A 16,425-nucleotide genomic window follows, 5' to 3' on the forward strand; every position below is an offset into this window, starting at 1 on the left:
GGTCACCGATGACAGGAAGTCTCCTTTCAGACCTGACGAATCCGCAAACTATCATTGCGATTCTCGTAACAGTGGCAGTTTTCGCCACCCTTTATACGCTCATTACGCCTTTCTTCGAACGAAAGGACTTTGCCAAGCGCATGAAAGCCGTATCGTCGGAACGGGAACTTATTCGCAGCCGCGAGCGCGAGCGTCTGGCAACAGCAACCAGAGACGGCAAGGCTTCCCTGCGTGGCAACAACAATAAATCCGCACGGCGAATCGTCGAAAAATTCAATCTCCAGGAAGCGCTCGCCGACAAGAACACAATGAACAAGCTGCGTGCAGCCGGTTTTCGTTCGCAAAATGCGCTTAATACATTTCTTGCTGCCCGATTCATATTGCCGTTTATTTTTCTGGCCGTCGCATTCACCTGGATTTTCGTTCTCGGAAATCTTTCGGATAAAGCCTTCTTCATTCGACTGATGGCCGTTCTTCTTTTCGGCTATATCGGCTTTTATGCTCCCAATATCTACGTTTCTAACCGCATGACCAAGCGACAGGTCTCGATCAAGCGGGCTTGGCCAGATGCACTTGATCTGATGCTGATCTGCATCGAATCCGGTGTGTCGATGGAAGCGGCCATGCGCCGCGTAGCGGAAGAGATGGGCGAACAGTCGCCTGAACTCGCGGAAGAAATGATTCTCACGACAGCGGAATTGTCCTTCCTTCAGGACAGGCGTGTCGCGCTTGAGAATTTTGGTATGCGCACACAACTGGACGGTGTCAAAAGCGTGGTGCAGGCCCTCATCCAGGCGGAACGATATGGGACGCCGCTCGCACAGGCTCTGCGTGTTCTCGCGCAGGAAGGTCGAGACGAGCGAATGAATGAAGCTGAGAAAAAGGCCGCAGCGCTGCCGCCCAAACTGACTGTACCGATGATAGTGTTCTTCCTGCCGGTTCTCATCGCCGTTATTCTCGGGCCTGCCGGCATTCGTGTCGCCGACACGTTCTAACGACGGAAACGCGCAGGAGGGCGCAACCCTTCTATACCTGCAAAAGCGTATCAACCAGCCGGCTTGCTGTCCTTTTTCGCCAGTTGCTGCCAGGAGTTCTGCTGCGAAAGCATGGCACGCAGATAGGTGAGGTTTGCCTGTGCCTGCTGTGGCGAGAGTTCCTGAACCGCGATGCGCTCGGCTTCGGCAAAGCGGCCCTGTAGACCGACCACGAGCGCAAGGTTCTGGCGAACGCGACTGTCTGCGCCCGGTTGGGCGATGGCGGATTGCAGATATGTTTCGGCAGTGCGCGGATCGCTCGACAGGACATAGGACATGCCGAGGTTGGACAATACGCTCGGGTCGTTCGGCTTCAGGTCAAGCGCCTGCCTGTAGCGGGAACGCGCCTCGTTCGAGCGTCCAAGCTGATCGAGCACGGCGCCCTCGGCGGAATAAAGCCGCCAGTCGGGCCGGTCCGGCGTCTGGGCCCGCTGGATGGTCGAAAGCGCCTGTTCCAGCTGGCCGGCGGCGGCCTGCGATTTGCCGTAGGCGGCAAGGACATCGCGGTCGGCCGGATTGGCGATGGCGATCTGCTGCATGACGGCGAGAGCCTGTGTGTTCTTGCCTGTCATCATCAGCACGCTGGCATAATTCATGCCGACCGATTTGTCCTTGGGGCTGCGTTCATAGGCTTTGCCGGCGCTCTCTTCCGCCTGCCGAAGCTGCTCCATGTTCATGTGATCATAGGAGCGCGTGGCGGCGGGAATGGAGCCGGTGGACATGCGATCGGGCTTGTTGGTGCTCGCGCATCCTGAAACCGCAAGAACCAATGCGGCAAGACATGCTCCCCGCAGCAACCCTGTCCGGCCTGTCTCGCCCAAAGAAAATGCAGTCATGGCAGCGCCCCCGCCCAAGAATGATCAATCTTGCGCCCGACACACGACAGACTCACATGACGCAACTTTCGCTTAAGCAATAATCTGTTAACCCTAACAGAGCGTTAATCGCACCGATTCTCGACATTTACGGAAGCATACAATGGCGCCCTATCAGTTCATCGAACGCCCGACCCCTTTCAGCTCCAAGGCCGGCAGCACATTGCCGGTTTTCGCCGTCACGCCGGCCCATATCGAACAGGGCGCCATCGATCCTGTCGCTCTGGATTGGGCGAAGAAGGCGGGGTTCAAGGCGGAGGCAGGCGCCATCCTCCTCGTTCCTTCCGCCGATGGTTCGCTGGGCGGCGTGCTTCTCGGCCTCGGCGGCAATCCCTCGGAAATCCCCTTCATCACCGGGAAACTCGCCCGTGAGCTGCCGGAAGGCGAATGGCACATCGAGACCGCACCCCTGACGGCCAATCGCCTCGCTCTCGGTTTCGGTCTCGGCAGCTACCGCTTCGACAAATACAAGACCACCAAGACGAACGGGGCAAAGCTTCTCATTCCGCAGGACGCGGAAGACGGCGAGATCAAGCGCGTTCTGGCCGGCGTTTTCCTTGCGCGCGACCTCATCAATGTCCCGGCCAACGATATGGGACCGGATGAGCTTGAGATTGCCTTCCGCGCGCTTGCCGCCCATTACAAGGCAAAGGTGAAGGTCACCACCGGCGATGATCTGCTCAAGGAAAACTTACCCCTGATCCATGCTGTCGGCCGGGCCAGCGAAAGCGCGCCGCGGCTTCTGGAGATGAACTGGGGCAAGAAGGGCAATCCGCGCCTCACCCTCGTCGGCAAGGGCGTCTGCTTCGACACCGGCGGCCTCGATATCAAACCCGCCGCGTCCATGGCGTTGATGAAGAAGGATATGGGAGGTGCGGCCAATGTGCTCGGCCTTGCGCTGATGATCATGGATGCGAAGCTGCCGGTCGATCTTCGCGTTCTCGTGCCCGCGGTCGAAAACTCCATCTCCTCCAATGCCTTCCGCCCCGGCGATATCTACCGCAGCCGCAAGGGGCTGACGGTGCAGATCGACAATACCGACGCCGAAGGCCGTCTTGTTCTGGCGGATGCGCTGGCCTATGCGGACGAAGATGCGCCGGACCTGATGATCGACATGGCGACGCTGACGGGTGCCGCACGCGTCGCGCTCGGCCCGGATCTGCCGCCATTCTACACCGATGACGAGGATCTGGCGCATGATATCGCGGAAGCCAGCATCGATACGGACGATCCGCTGTGGCGCATGCCGCTCTATATGGGCTACGACAAGGATATCCGCTCACGCGCAGCCGATATCACCAACGCGCCTTCGGGCGGCATGGGCGGATCGATCACCGCCGCCCTGTTCCTGAAGCGTTTCGTCACCAATACCAGGCGCTGGGCGCATTTCGATATTTACGGCTGGTCTCTGAGCGAGAGGCATCACTCATCGATCGGCGGGGAGGCGCAGGGTATCCGCGCACTCTTCCATTACATCGCACACCAGTTCGCGAAGTAATCTGCTGATAAGTTCAGGCTTCCACGGGCGCTTCCTCAACCGGAGCGCCCGTTCTCAATTTAGAGCATTTCCGGACGGAAAACCGGGATCCAATTTTCCTGGAAAAGCCTTAAACCAGAACCTTCTGTTCCTTGTGGTCTTCTTCGCCGAAGAACTTCAGGTAACGCTCCACTTCGGCCGGGTCGCCGGTGGCCTTTTGCGGATTGTCCGAGAGCTTCACCGCCGGCCGGCCATTGGCGTCGCTCACCTTGCAAACGATGGAAATCGGCTTGAGGCTGGCGATGGTTTTTGGCGCGCAACCGGCAAAATCATTGGTGAGGTTGGTGCCCCAGCCGAAGCTCATGCGAACGCGGCCTTCGAAATGCCTGTAGGTGTCGATGATGGCGTCGACATCGAGACCGTCTGAGAAGATCAACATCTTCTTGCGCGGATCGCGGCCCATCTTCTGCCACCACTCGATGATCTTTTCGCCGCCTTCGATAGGCGGCGCACTGTCGGGACGGAAACCCGTCCAGTCTGCCACCCATTCCGGCGCGTTGCGCAGGAAAGCCGCCGTGCCAAAGGCATCCGGCAGCACGATCAACAGGTTGCCGCCATAAAGCCGGTTCCAGTCCTTCAGAACCTGATAGGGTGCTGCAGCCAGTTCCTCATCCGTCTGCGCCAGCGCCGCGACCACCATCGGCAGTTCATGCGCGTTCGTGCCCACGGCTTCGAGATCGGAATCCATGGCGAGCAGGACGTTACTCGTACCGGTAAAGGCAGGCCCGATGCCTTCCTTCAGCGCTTCGACGCACCAGCGCTGCCAAAGGAAGCTGTGACGGCGGCGAGTACCGAAATCGGAAATGCGCAGGCCCGGCAGTTCCCGCAGCCGCTCGACCTTCTCCCACATCTTGGCCTTTGCACGCGCATAAAGCACATCGAGCGTGAAATAACCGAGCGAACGCATGGCGCTGCGCGAGCGCAACTCGTTGATGATGGCGAGCGCCGGGATTTCCCAGAGCGTCGTGTCCATCCAGCGGCCATGAAAATTCAGCTCATATTGCCCGTCGCGCTTGAAAAGCTCATATTCCGGCAATTGATAGCTCGACAGCCAGGAGAGGAATTCCGGCTCGAAAATCTGCGAGCGGCCGTAAAACGTGTTACCCGCAAGCCAGATGTTTTCCTTCTTGGAAAGACGCAGGGTGCGTGCATGATCGAGCTGTTCGCGCAGCTCCATCTCGTCGATCTCTTCCGCCAGCCGCACCGTTTTCGTGCGGTTGATAAGCGAAAACGTCGCATCGACTTCCGGATAGAGCTTCCAGATCATCTGCAACATCAACAGCTTGTAGAAATCCGTATCGATCAGGCTGCGGACGATAGGGTCGAGTTTCCAGGTATGATTATGGACACGGGTGGCTATATCGGTCTTCGTCATACTCGCATTCCCCAATATCGGCCAAAGGTCAGAATAGCCGATGTCACTCCGCACCCCGGCAGGTATCAACCTGTCATGCGGAAGATTTATCTGAAAAAGCGACAACAAGTCCAGAGCACCGGCCAGGCAAATGCCCGCCGCCACCGCTCACGCATCGATTTTCCGAAGAGCGCAAGGTGGTTTTCGGTCCGGTGCTGGAGCGATGCCGCTTCAGAAGGTCGGGTCTACGGGGTTTATGCCGGGATACCAGTCCTTGGAAACCGGATTTCTGCCGCCGAAGCTGGAAATTCCGTTTTCATCGGTGCAACGGTAACCCTGAACGGGAAGTCCACGGCTGCCGAAAACATTCCGGTAGGGGCCGCGCGAATATCCGGTCGAGCCAAGCGCGCTGTGGCAATTGTAACGGACCTTTGGCTGCAGCGTGCGCGGATCCTTGACGCCGGGCAGGTTTGCATAGGCGTCCGGCGCGGGGGCAAAACCGTTCTGGAAAACAGTCTGCGCCTGCGCTGACGCGCTCAGCAAAACTGCCGTAAGGATCGCTGCCAATCGTGTCGCCGTTCTTGTCTTCATCGATGCCGGTCCCGAACCATCATCCAACCGATGTAGGCTGTCGGCGGCTCTCGCACAAAGGGCCGCACAGGCACAATTTCGTGAAAGTCGCCTTTTCAGTCTTCCAGGCGGCGGAAAGCCGTCGGCTTTTCGTAAAGCCAGCCGATGCGCTCGATGGCCGCATCGAGATTTTCGCGTGCGACATTCATCGTATGGCCATTGGCATGCAGCAGCGTTTCCTCGTTTTCCATGAGGCCGACATGGCCCTTCCAGAAGACGAGATCGCCGCGGCGCAATTCATCGCGCTCTATTTCCACGCCGAGCGACTTCACCTGCATGTCGGTATCGCGCAGAACCCGCCGACCCGTCATGGCCATGGAAAGCTGCACGAGGCCGGAACAATCGATACCGAAACCGGAACGGCCGCCCCAGAGATAGGGCGTTTCGATAAAGCGCAGCGCCACCGCCACATAATCCTCCTCAAGCGCCGCATCAACGGCGCGGCAATGGGCGGCGATGATGCCTTCGCCCTTTTCGGTCAGCAGGTAACGGGTGCCGCGTGTCTCCGCCTCGCCGACGATGCGAATGAGACTGCCCATTGACAGCGCTGCGACCGGCGGTTTGCGCAATTCAGCGGCTGGATAGAGAAAAGTGCGTGGTGCAATCACCCGATGGGTGGCGACAACGACATCGCCAATCGCCGTTTCCGGCACATAGCCGGCATAACCATCCGCATCCGCCTGCACCCATGCCCAGCCATTCGCGTGCTCGAAAACACGGATGGTTTCGCCAGACAGCAGCTCGGTATCGATACCGGCGGCAAGGTCCGGCGTGGGCCGCAGGCCAACAACCGGCACCGCGATCTGCGCGGGCGAGCCGCTGACAAAACATTCGGCCTGCACCACGCCCTGCAGCTTTTCATCGGCGAGATCGGAGCGGAAGACATTCAGGCGGCGGTCGAGCATCATGGGTTTCACATCCAGAGGTTAGATCTTGCGCGCCTGATCAATAATCAGATCGCCGAATTTTTCCAGATAAAGCGCACCGGCCACGGTGCGTTTTATCACGACATTGCGCTTGTCCCGCTCATCCCGAACCCGGTCGACCAGTCCGAGAGCACCCAGACTGTCGAGGGCGCGGGTAATAACCGGTTTGGTCACACCCAGCATGGCGGCGAGACCCCGCACGGTGTGCGGCGGCGGCACGAGATAAATCTGCAGCAGGATGGCGGTTTGACGCAAGGTCAAATCCGGCTGATCGTCAATGACCTGCGCCGTGGATACACGATGCCAGAGGCCCAGGGCCTCCGTGGGTGACAATTGTGCAGGCAAACCGTGACCCTTCCAGTCGTTGTCTTATCGTTTTCATTCAACCGAACGGAAAACTCAAGAACCATCCCGCACAAACAGAACCGCCGCACGGCGCAGATCGGAAAGATCGCGCGGCGCGGCGGTATTTGTTGACCCGTTTTCGAGCCATAATGTCCCCTCTGGACTTGCAGAATGAGATGCAGGAAGCGTGCCAGTTTTGATGCACCGCACAAATACTCGTAAAAACAGCGACTTAAGGCAAAAATTCCGCCTTTTGGCGAAATTTTCCGCAAAGGAAAAACAGCAACAAAAACAGGCAAAAAATAATTCAATGCTTAAAAACTGCCTTCCGCCACGACAGCGGAAGGCATGGGTAATCGCGGATCAGATCTCCGCGCCGCGCGCGGCATCAACCGCATCGGCACTCTGTCGCCGGTTATAGCGGATCGACGACCAGAGCGAGATGCCGATCAGGCCCGCGCCGCCAAGGCCAGTTATGACCTCCGGAATATGCACCATGGTCTGCACGTACATGATGACGGACAGGATGAGGATCGCATAAAAGGCGCCGTGCTCCAGATAGCGATATTCGGCCAGGGTTCCCTTCTCAACCAGCATGATGGTCATCGAACGCACATACATGGCGCCGATGCCGAGGCCGATGGCGATGATGAAGAGGTTCTGCGTCAGCGCGAAAGCGCCGATAACGCCGTCGAAGGAGAAGCTGGCATCCAGCACTTCAAGATAAAGAAACGCACCGAAGCCGCCTTTTGCCGCACCTTCCAGCATTTCCTGGCTACGGTCGAGAATGCCGCCGACGACTTCCACCAGCAGGAAGGTCAAAAGACCCCAGATCGCCGAATGGAAGAAGGTGTTGGCCGCGACCGGACCAAGTTCCGGATTGTCGCTAGCACCGATGATGCGGGAAAAGATCAGCATGACGACCAGCACGAAGGCAATCTCGATGCCCTTGACGGAGGAATAGATTGCAGCCTTTTCCTCGATCCAGCGCACCCAGTGCACGTCCTTTTCATGGTCGAAGAAGAAGTTGAGACCGACCATCATCAGGAAGGTGCCGCCGAAAGCCGCAATCGGCAGATGGGCGTCACGCATGATTTCCGCATAACGTTCCGGCTGCGTGGCCGCCATGACGAGCGCAGTCCACGGGCCGACATTGGCCGCGACGACCACGATGAGCAGCGGGAAGACGATACGCATGCCGAAAACGGCAATCAGGATACCCCAGGTCAGGAAGCGGTGCTGCCAGACCGGTGTCATATCCTTGAGCTTATTGGCGTTGACGATGGCGTTGTCGAAGGAGAGCGAGATTTCCAGCACCGCCAGAACGACGCAGATGAAGAAGATCGTCGCCGTGCCGCCGACCGTTCCGGTCATTTCCCAACCGAGATAACCGCCGAGGATCAAACCGACCACGGTGACGATAAAAGCCCACTTGAAGTAGGTAAGCGTGTTTTTCTGGGCAGCGCTCATGTCCGGTCGCCTCCCATAACGAGGGCGTTCACGGACCGACGCAGGGCGTCAGGCCGCACGCAGAAAGCACGCGCGCGAAGCACATTCAGGTTTTTCATAGTTTTTAATCCGCCGGCCAATTTTTGCAGGCGGTACCGACATCGCGAGAGCGCCGTAAAACTCTCGCCAGAGGGGCCCGGCACCTTTGTTTCCTCTGCCGTTGCGAGACAAATCATCGCAGGGCTCTTTCTTACTCCCCGAAGATCACGCCTTCGTCAAGTCCCGTGATCGTGATCAAGGCCCTGAGAAAGATCAAACCTGCTCCGCGGCCAGGTCTTCAGCGGTTTCGCGGCGGCGTTTGAGAGTATTTTCGCGGAAGAAGATATAAAGGCCGGAAAGAACGATCAGACCCGCGCCGACGACGATACTCGTCTGCGGCACATCGCCGAAGAACAGCCAGCCGAAAACCACCGCCCAGAGCAACAGCGTATATTGCAGCGGCGCGACGGTGGCGGCATCGGCGAGTTTAAGCGCCCGGTTGACCAGCACATGCGCCGTCATGGCGACGACGCCGAGCAGACCGAGGAAGGCGAGATCGAAACTGGACTGAACCGGCAGCCATCCCGATGGCGTGAGGAATACCGCGACAATGCCCGCAAGCGCCGCACCGATGATCTGCCAGAAGGCAAGCACCGTATCCGGCGTATTGCGCAGCTGGCGGCCAGACAACATCATAAAGGCAAAGGCGGCGCTGCCAAGGATCGAAAACAATGCTGCGGAGGTAAGGCTTGCCGAACTGGGTTTGAGCGCGATGAGAACGCCGACAAAACCGATGGCGATGGCAGTCCAGCGACGCCAGCCCACTTTTTCTCCGAGCAGAAACGGCGAAAGCGCCGCCACATAGATGGGGGCGGCCAGCCAATAGGTCATGACATCGGCGAGCGGCAGGGCCGCAACCGCGAAATAGAAACAGAAAAGCTCTGCGGTGGAGAAGAAGACGCGCGCAAACTGAAGGCCGGGACGCTCAATTCTGACAAGGCCGGAGAGGCCGGCACGCCAGACGATCGGAACGAGGATAATAAGCGCCGCCGCGCTGCGAATGAGGATCACCTGACCCTGGCTATAGGTGGCTACGAGCCATTTCCCCATGGCGTCGTTCAGTGCGAAAAGCAGCATTCCAAGCAGCATGACGGCCACGCCGAGGCCAGTCGGCGAAAGCTTACGTATCATAGACATGTCAGTTCCGATCTCTCCCAATGGCTGCATTGGTCGTCCAGCCAGCCATCCTTTGTCAAGCCCCGAACGGCCGGGTCCGAACAATTAATAGTACTAATAATATCTGCATTTGGGATGTCAGGTGAAGATTCGCCGTTCTTCGGCTACGAGTTCCTGGAGAAAATCGACCACAGTGCGGACGCGGACCAGTTGACGGGCGGATTCGTGATAGGCCGTCCAGTAGGACCGGCTGATGGTGAGGTGCGGCATGATCCGCAGAAGTTCGGGATATTGCCCGGCGATGTAATTGTGCAGGATGCCGATACCCGCACCGGAACGCACCGCCTCTGTCTGCCCGGTGGCGCTGGAGATTTCAAAGGCGGCGTCCCAGTCGCGCATGATCTCACCGGTAAAGTTCAGCGAAGGCGAAAAGATCAGGTCTTCCACGTAGCCGATCCGCCGGTGGCGCTTCAGCGCCTCGACATCATCAGGCGTTCCATAATCGGCCAGATAATCCGCCGAGGCATAAAGGCCCAGCGAATAATCGGTCAGCTTCGAAAACATCAGCCTGCCCTGCTCCGGCCTTTCGATGGTGATGGCGATATCGGCCTCGCGCTGCGACAGTGAGAAAGAGCGCGGCACCGGCACGAGCTGGATTTTCAGATCGGGATAACGCGCCGTCAACCGGCCGAGCCTTGGCGCGAGGAAAGAAACGCCGAGACCATCCGGCGCGCCGATGCGCACCGTTCCCGCCACCGCCGTATCGACGCGGCCGAGATTTGCCTGGGCATTCAGCATTTCCGTTTCCATGCGCTCGGCGGCGCCCAAAAACCGTTGCCCCTCCTCGGTCAATTCGCAGCCGTTCGTCCGGCGGATAAATAATTGGGTCTTCAGCGCCTGCTCCAGCAGCGTCAATCGCCGCGAAAGCGTCGCATGGTTGAGCCCGAGCCGTTTCGATGCAGCGAGAATCTGCCCGGAGCGGGCAACGGCAAGGAATATGCGGACATCATCCCAATTCATGGCTTGCTGCGCATCACTACGGGTTCAACCTCGATCAAAGTAAGCGATGTCACCATTCCCGCCACCCCCTCTTTGTATGTCAGGAAATGCGGCGTTTGCAGATGCGCCTCGTAGGCTGCGCGGTTCGCATAGATTTCGAGGATGCGAATCTTTTCCGGGCTGCCTTTGATCGCCACCGCATTTAGTGCAAGCACGCCCTTTTCAAGGCTGACCGAAGTCTCGATCTCTTCCGCAAGCAGTTTGCGATAGGCTTCCAGATGAATGGGATCGATTTCGATTTCAGCCATCCTCACGACAGGTTCTTCGCTCGCCACTTTTTTTGACCTTCTATTTTGACCTCGGGAAACGTCTCAAAAGGCTTATCGTACTTTAATTTACGCACAACGGTTTATTATCTCAGTTCATTGATTTGTACAAATTCAAGTGCAATGCTGCGCTCATCAAAAAATCGCGGAGGAAAGCCCCATGAAGGAAATCGGTCATTTCATTAACGGCAAGCATGTGCCCGGCACCAGCGGCCGCACATCGAATGTCTACAACCCGGCCACCGGCGAAGTTCAGGCAACTGTCGCGCTTGCAAGCGACGCCGAACTGCGCGCCGCCGTGGAGAGCGCCAAGGCTGCGCAGCCGAAATGGGCCGCCACCAACCCGCAGCGTCGCGCCCGCGTTTTCTTCAAGTTCGTCGAACTTCTGAACCGCGACATGAACGAACTGGCGGTGCTGCTCTCCAGCGAGCATGGCAAGACCGTCGAGGATTCCAAGGGCGATATCGTGCGCGGCCTCGAAGTCTGCGAATTCGTCTGCGGCATTCCGCATCTGCAGAAGGGCGAATTCACCGAAGGGGCAGGCCCGGCCATCGACATGTACTCGATCCGCCAGCCGGTTGGCATCGGCGCGGGTATCACCCCGTTCAACTTCCCCGGCATGATCCCGATGTGGATGTTCGCGCCGGCAATTGCCTGCGGCAACGCCTTCATCCTCAAGCCTTCCGAGCGCGACCCGTCGCTGCCGATCCGTCTTGCCGAACTGATGATCGAAGCCGGTCTTCCGGCCGGCATCCTGAACGTCGTCAACGGTGACAAGGGCGCCGTCGACGCCATCCTGACCGATCCCGATATTGGCGCGGTCTCCTTCGTCGGCTCGACGCCGATCGCCCGTTACGTCTATGGCACGGCCGCCATGAACGGCAAGCGTGCGCAGTGCTTCGGCGGTGCGAAGAACCACATGATCATCATGCCGGATGCCGATCTCGACCAGGCGGTAAACGCGCTGATGGGCGCAGGTTACGGTTCGGCCGGCGAGCGCTGCATGGCTGTTTCCGTTGCGGTTCCGGTTGGTGAGGAGACGGCAAACCGTCTCGTCGAAAAGCTCATTCCGCAGATCGAAAGCCTGAGAATCGGACCCTATACCGACGACAAGGCCGATATGGGTCCGCTCGTCACCAAGGAAGCGCAGACGCGCGTCAAGGGCCTTATCGACAGCGGCGTCGCACAGGGTGCGAAGCTCTTGGTCGATGGCCGCGACTTCAAGCTGCAGGGCTATGAAGATGGCTATTTCGTCGGCGGCTGCCTGTTCGACCACGTGACCCCTGATATGGACATCTACAAGACGGAAATCTTCGGACCCGTTCTCTCCGTCGTTCGCGCCAAGAATTACGAAGACGCACTGGAACTGCCGATGAAGCATGAATATGGCAACGGCGTCGCCATCTATACCCGCGACGGCGACGCCGCCCGCGACTTCGCAAGCCGCGTCAATATCGGCATGATCGGCGTCAACGTTCCGATCCCGGTTCCGCTTGCCTATCACTCCTTCGGCGGCTGGAAGGCTTCGAGCTTCGGCGACCTCAACCAGCACGGGACGGATTCGATCAAGTTCTGGACGAAAACCAAGACGATTACCTCGCGCTGGCCGTCGGGTATCAAGTCGGGCGCTGAATTCGTGATGCCGACGATGAAGTAAGCCGGGAAGCCGGTACGCAAGCAAAAGCCCCGCTGGAAAAACAGCGGGGCTTTTTATTGGATTTCGGCTGGGCGGTAAGGGCTGCGCCGGGATCAGTTGGTCGGGCCGTCGTTGAAACCCACTTCATCCACCAGTTCGGACGCCTGCTTGCGATGGGCCGCTATGTCCGTCAGCGGCAGCTTGTCCGGATTGATGGGGCCGAAGCCCTTCACGACATCGGATGGCTCCGCGCCGGGCAGCACCGGATATTCGAAGACCTGCTTGGCGTAGATTTCCTGCGCCTCGCGCGAGGCCAGGAATTCCATAAGCTTCAGCGCATTGTCTTTGTTGGGTGCGTATTTCGTTAGCGCCATGCCGGAAATATTTACATGTGTGCCGCGATCGCCCGCATTGGGGAAGATCACCCGCACCGATCCGGCCCATTCCTTTTCTTCCGGCTCGCGATCATTGGTCAGCATCAGGCCGACATAATAGGTGTTGCCGAGCGCAATATCGCATTCTCCGGAAAAGATCGATTTCGCCTGGCTGCGGTCGGTTCCGTCAGGCTTGCGGGCGAGATTGTTCTTCAGGCCGGTCAGCCATGTGCGGGTATAATCGACACCGTGATGGGCAATCATGGAGGCGATCAGCGCGATATTATAGGAATGCTGGCCGTCGCGAATGCAGATCTTGCCCTTCCATTTCGGATCGGCAAGCTCCTCATAGGTAATGTCCTTTTGAGTCACCCGCTCCTTAGACGCATAGACCACCCGGCCGCGCGTGGTGAGACCAAACCATTCGCCCTCGGGATCGCGCAGATTGGCGGGGATATCCTTTTCGATGACGGGATCGTTGAGGACCGGCTGGGTAACCTTGCCCTCCTTAGCCTCGACGAGACGGGCGATATCGACCGTCAGCAGCACATCGGCCGGCGAATTGACGCCCTCGGCCTGAATGCGTTCCACCAGCCCCTTATCGAGAAAAAGCACGTTGGTTTCTATGCCCGTTTCCTTGGTGAAGGCATCGAGCAGCGGCTGGATCAATTCAGGCTGGCGATAGGAATAGACGTTAACCTCCCCCTCTGCCAAAGCGACGGGCGCGGCGGAAAGGATCGTCAACCCCGAAAAAACGGCAGCGGAAAAGTATGATTTCAAGCTTGCCATTATGAATGCCTCCATTACATTCCGATTCTTGACTTGTTTGTTCATGAATCATCCGAACGGTCAACAAGGCTGTTCGAGAAATATCGGATGGGTGCCAGTTTTTTCAGTTTCTGGAATTGTTCTAAACTGAAAAAGAGACTATATAACTCCACATTGAGAGTTAGGAGACCAGCATGCGCTTGACCAAACAGACCAACTATGCCGTTCGCATGTTGATGTATTGCGCCGCCAATGAAGGCCATCTGAGCCGCATTCCTGAGATCGCCAGAGCCTATGGCGTTTCGGAGCTGTTCCTGTTCAAAATCCTGCAGCCGCTCAACAAGGCAGGCCTGGTGGAAACCGTGCGCGGTCGCAACGGCGGCGTGCGTCTTGGCAAACCCGCCGAAAAGATCAGCCTGTTCGACGTAGTGAAGGTGACGGAAGACAGCTTCGCCATGGCCGAATGCTTCGAGGACGGTGCTGTGGAATGTCCGCTTGTGGATAGCTGCGGCCTCAACTCGGCGCTTCGCAAGGCGCTCAATGCCTTTTTCGACGTTCTGGCGGAATATTCGATCGACGATCTCGTCAAGGCGCGGCCCCAGATCAACTTCCTGCTGGGCCTCGATACGGAAATGCCGAAGATCGCTGCCCCGGCGGCCTGATCATCCCGTTGCCCCCCGTCGGCAGTTGCCATAGCCCGTGTCCGTGAGGCCACGGGCTTTTCTTTATAGAATATGCATGAAATGTAATATTTTTGATCCTGCGTGTTGACGTCGCGAATGGAAGCGGCGCATTTGGTCGCGAGCTTTTTCAAGCAACCAATCAGCGTCGCAATGATCATCAAGCCTGAATTCCATACATTTGCGCTCACCGCGCTCGTCGGCAGCATAGGGGCGCTACTCGCCAGCCTCATCGATATCCCGGCACCTTTTCTTTCCGGCCCGGCGCTTGCCGTGACGATCACGGGGCTGGCCGGCGTAAGGCTTGGCGTTCCCGCCTTCATCCGCAATGCCTGTTTCGTCGTCGTCGGCATTTCCATGGGAACGAGCGTGACGCCCTCCGTGATCGACGCCGCAAAGACCTGGCCCGTGAGCTTCGTCGTTGTGCTCGTCGCTGTCGTCATCATGCTCTATGTCGCCTACTGGATCCTGCATTACGGCTTCGGTTACGACCGGACAACGGCGATGCTGGGCGCCTCTCCCGGTCATCTCAGCTATATCATCAGCCTCGGCGCCGAGACGAAAAGCGACCTTGCGACCGTCAGCATCGTGCAAAGCGTGCGGGTGCTGGCGCTGACGCTTTCCGTGCCGCTGATCGTCGAATATTTCGATCTCGTCAGCACGGAACCGCTTGTGGCCAACCCGCCAATGGGTCTGCTCACACTCGCGCTGACCATCGGCGCATCGCTTCTGACCGGCTGGCTTTTCCTGCGCTGGAAGTTTCCGGCCGCGCTGCTGCTTGGCGGCGTCGCCATTTCCATCGGCACCCACATTACCGGCCTTACCGAAGGCGGCGTTCCCACCTGGCTCAGCCTGCCCGTCTATGTGCTGATCGGCTGCCTCATCGGCACGCGCTTTTCGAATGTCTCACTGATGGACGTGCGGAGAGGCTTTCTGGCGGGCTTCGTGGTCACCATCGCCGTGATGCTGATTGCCGGAAGCATTGCCTGGATGATTTCCGGCGTGACCGGCGTTCCGCTCAATGCCGTCATGATCGCCTATTCGCCGGGCGGCCTGGAGACCATGGCGGCGATGGCCGTGATGATGCATGCCGATACCGCCTATGTCGGCTCCCACCACGTCATCAGGCTCCTGTTTCTTTCGGTTCTCATGCCGCTCGTCATGGGCAAGGATGCGCGCAAGCGCTACGGCGAAACCTGACCATCGGCGTGTGGCCGGAGCCATCGACGCGAAAACGCAGGTGGCATGCAACCATTTTTCCTCCCGGCCGTTTATATTCGGCCGCAATTGCGGCGGCGATCTTTCGCCTGTTCGGCAGGCTGACCCACCGGAGGAACATTCATGAACCGCTTGATGACGTTGACGGGCGCCGGACTTGCGCTTGCCCTTTCTGTTTCCATTGCTCAGGCGCAGGTGGTCGTGTCGTCTAAGATCGACACGGAAGGCGGTGTTCTCGGCAACATCATCCTCGCCGTCCTTAACCAGAACAAGATCGAAACGACGGATCGCATCCAGCTTGGCGCCACGCCGGTTGTGCGAAAAGCAATAACGGCCGGTGAGATCGACATCTATCCGGAATATACCGGCAACGCCGCGTTCTTTTTCTCCAAGGCGGACGATCCGCTCTGGAAAGATGCAGCCAAGGGCTATGAAGAAGCGAAAACGCTCGACTTCGACGCCAACAAGATCGTCTGGCTGACGCCATCGCCGGCAAACAACACCTGGGCCATTGCCCTGCGCAAGGATGTCGCCGACAAGAACAATCTGAAGACGCTTTCCGATTTCGGCAAATATGTTGCCGATGGCGGCGAAGTCGTCCTTGCTGCTTCTTCCGAATTCGTCAACTCCGCCGCTGCGCTCCCCGCATTTCAGACCACCTATGGCTTCACCATGAAACCTGACCAGCTGATCACGCTTTCCGGCGGCGACACCGCGGCCACCATCGCCGCCGCCGCCAACCAGACGAACAACGCCAATGCCGCGATGGTCTATGGCACGGATGGCGGCATCGCGCCCTCCGGTCTTGTGGTGCTGGAGGACGACAAACATGTGCAGCCGGTCTATCAGCCAGCGCCGATCATTCGCGAAGAGGTTCTGAAAAAGCACCCGAATATCGAAGAGTTGCTGAAACCCGTGTTCGAAAAACTCGATCTGGCAACGCTGCAGGATTTGAACGCCCGCGTTCAGGTGGGCGGCGAACAGGCCAAGACCGTGGCTCTCGACTTTCTGACAAAGAACGGCTTCGTCAAGTAACCGCTCGCGGCGCCGGAGCGGGTT

General features: G+C 58.4%; 16 protein-coding genes. 6 read left to right on the top strand and 10 right to left on the bottom strand.

The annotated features are described in order from the left end of the window. The first annotated feature begins 8 nt into the window (after positions 1 to 8). A complete protein-coding gene (locus ACQZ5G_RS09055; protein WP_448737147.1) occupies positions 9 to 995 on the top strand; it encodes a type II secretion system F family protein in 987 nt (328 codons plus the stop codon). A 50-nt stretch (positions 996 to 1,045) separates the two neighbouring features. On the opposite strand, the gene ACQZ5G_RS09060 is transcribed toward ACQZ5G_RS09055, so the two are convergent. Beyond that, the gene (locus ACQZ5G_RS09060) at positions 1,046 to 1,870 is read right to left on the bottom strand and encodes a tetratricopeptide repeat protein (RefSeq protein WP_448737146.1); all 825 of its coding nucleotides are present in this window, start codon (positions 1,868 to 1,870) and stop codon (positions 1,046 to 1,048) included. A gap of 142 nt (positions 1,871 to 2,012) precedes the next feature. Between ACQZ5G_RS09060 and ACQZ5G_RS09065 the strand changes: the two genes are divergently transcribed. Continuing rightward, a complete protein-coding gene (locus ACQZ5G_RS09065; RefSeq protein ID WP_035264577.1) occupies positions 2,013 to 3,407 on the top strand; it encodes a leucyl aminopeptidase family protein in 1,395 nt (464 codons plus the stop codon). Positions 3,408 to 3,516: 109 nt separating this feature from the next. On the opposite strand, the gene pncB is transcribed toward ACQZ5G_RS09065, so the two are convergent. The 8 genes from pncB to ACQZ5G_RS09105 all read right to left on the bottom strand — a co-directional run bounded on the left by pncB (position 3,517) and on the right by ACQZ5G_RS09105 (position 10,672). Beyond that, entirely contained in the window at positions 3,517 to 4,821 is a 1,305-nt protein-coding gene (pncB, locus tag ACQZ5G_RS09070) for a nicotinate phosphoribosyltransferase (RefSeq protein ID WP_065654709.1), read from the bottom strand. Between the two features lie 210 nt (positions 4,822 to 5,031). Further along, on the bottom strand, positions 5,032 to 5,391 hold the full coding sequence (locus tag ACQZ5G_RS09075) for a hypothetical protein (protein WP_031233696.1): 360 nt from the start codon (positions 5,389 to 5,391) through the stop codon (positions 5,032 to 5,034). Positions 5,392 to 5,486: 95 nt separating this feature from the next. Continuing rightward, positions 5,487 to 6,338: a C40 family peptidase gene (locus ACQZ5G_RS09080; RefSeq protein ID WP_448737145.1), complete on the bottom strand. Its 852-nt coding sequence runs from the start codon at positions 6,336 to 6,338 to the stop codon at positions 5,487 to 5,489. 18 nt (positions 6,339 to 6,356) lie between these two features. After that, positions 6,357 to 6,701: a MarR family winged helix-turn-helix transcriptional regulator gene (locus ACQZ5G_RS09085; protein ID WP_003524457.1), complete on the bottom strand. Its 345-nt coding sequence runs from the start codon at positions 6,699 to 6,701 to the stop codon at positions 6,357 to 6,359. Positions 6,702 to 7,064: 363 nt separating this feature from the next. Continuing rightward, a complete protein-coding gene (locus tag ACQZ5G_RS09090; protein ID WP_269830597.1) occupies positions 7,065 to 8,171 on the bottom strand; it encodes a DUF475 domain-containing protein in 1,107 nt (368 codons plus the stop codon). Between the two features lie 291 nt (positions 8,172 to 8,462). Continuing rightward, a complete protein-coding gene (locus ACQZ5G_RS09095; protein WP_448737590.1) occupies positions 8,463 to 9,380 on the bottom strand; it encodes a DMT family transporter in 918 nt (305 codons plus the stop codon). Positions 9,381 to 9,503: 123 nt separating this feature from the next. Then, entirely contained in the window at positions 9,504 to 10,385 is an 882-nt protein-coding gene (locus ACQZ5G_RS09100) for a LysR family transcriptional regulator (protein WP_448737144.1), read from the bottom strand. Beyond that, positions 10,382 to 10,672, bottom strand: coding sequence for a putative quinol monooxygenase (locus tag ACQZ5G_RS09105; RefSeq protein WP_448737143.1), 291 nt, complete (start codon positions 10,670 to 10,672; stop codon positions 10,382 to 10,384). Before ACQZ5G_RS09105 ends, ACQZ5G_RS09100 begins: the two co-directional genes overlap by 4 nt. A gap of 178 nt (positions 10,673 to 10,850) precedes the next feature. Here ACQZ5G_RS09105 and ACQZ5G_RS09110 point away from each other — a divergent pair, with 178 nt between their 5' ends. Continuing rightward, positions 10,851 to 12,347 carry a CoA-acylating methylmalonate-semialdehyde dehydrogenase gene (locus ACQZ5G_RS09110; protein ID WP_003524451.1) on the top strand — a complete coding sequence of 499 codons (1,497 nt, stop codon included), beginning with the start codon at positions 10,851 to 10,853 and terminating at the stop codon, positions 12,345 to 12,347. A 92-nt stretch (positions 12,348 to 12,439) separates the two neighbouring features. On the opposite strand, the gene ACQZ5G_RS09115 is transcribed toward ACQZ5G_RS09110, so the two are convergent. Next, positions 12,440 to 13,489, bottom strand: a complete 1,050-nt coding sequence (locus ACQZ5G_RS09115) for a Fe(3+) ABC transporter substrate-binding protein (RefSeq protein ID WP_448737142.1) — start codon at positions 13,487 to 13,489, stop codon at positions 12,440 to 12,442. A 173-nt stretch (positions 13,490 to 13,662) separates the two neighbouring features. Here ACQZ5G_RS09115 and rirA point away from each other — a divergent pair, with 173 nt between their 5' ends. The 3 genes from rirA to osmF all read left to right on the top strand — a co-directional run bounded on the left by rirA (position 13,663) and on the right by osmF (position 16,401). Continuing rightward, positions 13,663 to 14,130, top strand: coding sequence for an iron-responsive transcriptional regulator RirA (rirA, locus tag ACQZ5G_RS09120; protein ID WP_003524449.1), 468 nt, complete (start codon positions 13,663 to 13,665; stop codon positions 14,128 to 14,130). A gap of 171 nt (positions 14,131 to 14,301) precedes the next feature. Then, complete coding sequence (locus tag ACQZ5G_RS09125; protein WP_448737141.1) at positions 14,302 to 15,348, top strand: AbrB family transcriptional regulator; 1,047 nt, start codon at positions 14,302 to 14,304, stop codon at positions 15,346 to 15,348. A gap of 141 nt (positions 15,349 to 15,489) precedes the next feature. Next, positions 15,490 to 16,401 (top strand): glycine betaine ABC transporter substrate-binding protein OsmF, encoded by a 912-nt coding sequence (gene osmF, locus ACQZ5G_RS09130; RefSeq protein ID WP_003524447.1) that lies wholly within the window; start codon positions 15,490 to 15,492, stop codon positions 16,399 to 16,401. Positions 16,402 to 16,425: the final 24 nt, after the last annotated feature.

The sequence above is a fragment of the Agrobacterium sp. 22-214-1 genome (assembly GCF_053522465.1).